The following is an 874-nucleotide window of genomic DNA, read 5'->3' as shown; positions in this document are numbered from 1 at the left end:
TAACGAAAAATTTTCCGGCAAAGGTCATGCGGCGCACATCTGTAAATCCTGTGCTTCTTTATCGCCGGAGAAACAAGCGGAGCAAATAACGGTAAACCGCTTACTGAATCTCCCTTGGCGGTTATTAAAGGAGCAGATTTCCTGGCTGAAAAAACGAATGAAAGATAAGCGCCCGGAAGTTCGTGCACTGGCAAAAGAACAATACGAGATGAGGTTTCCTCCAAAACAGTTAGAGGACACCGATGACGATTTTGATTTTCTTGATGAGAATGATTTTATAGAATAACGAAAGCGGTCTGCACCATGCAGGCCGTTTCTTTTTTGGAAAGGAGGCTCCATCTATGGCAACCACACGCATCATGCCCCTGCATATCGGCAAGGGGCGCACTGAGAGCCGAGCAATCAGCGATATTATTGATTATGTGGCAAATCCGCAAAAGACCGACAACGGAAAACTGATTACCGGCTATGGCTGTGACAGCCGGACCGCCGATGCGGAGTTTCTGTTGGCGAAGCGGCAGTATATCGCCGCCACCGGGCGGGTGCGCGGGGCGGACGATGTGATCGCTTACCATGTGCGCCAGTCCTTCAAACCCGGAGAGATCACACCGGAGGAAGCCAACCGCCTGGGCGTGGAATTTGCCAAGCGGTTCACCAAGGACAATCACGCCTTTGTGGTCTGCACTCACATAGACAAATCGCACGTTCATAATCACATCATCTGGTCGGCGGTCAATGCAGATTGTGACCGAAAATTCCGCAACTTTTGGGGCAGCACCAGAGCCGTCCGGCGCTTGAGCGATACCATCTGTATCGAGAACGGATTGTCCATTGTGGAGGACCCAAAGCCTCACGGAAAGAGTTATAACAAATG

2 protein-coding genes are annotated in these 874 nt (G+C 50.7%); both read left to right on the top strand.

Annotated elements, in window-relative coordinates; translation table 11 throughout:
* Window positions 1-286 (top strand): hypothetical protein (locus tag ACTQ34_RS18035; protein WP_441364976.1); only part of this gene is annotated, 286 nt, incomplete at its 5' end.
* Between the two features lie 55 nt (window positions 287-341).
* Window positions 342-874, top strand: a 533-nt coding sequence (locus ACTQ34_RS18030) for a relaxase/mobilization nuclease domain-containing protein (RefSeq protein WP_441364975.1), incomplete at its 3' end; no start/stop codon positions are given.

The sequence above is a fragment of the Agathobaculum sp. LCP25S3_E8 genome, assembly GCF_052117165.1.
Lineage (GTDB): Bacteria > Bacillota > Clostridia > Oscillospirales > Butyricicoccaceae > Agathobaculum.
Note: the sequence above shows the minus strand (reverse complement) of the source record. Positions and strands in the feature narration are given on the sequence as shown.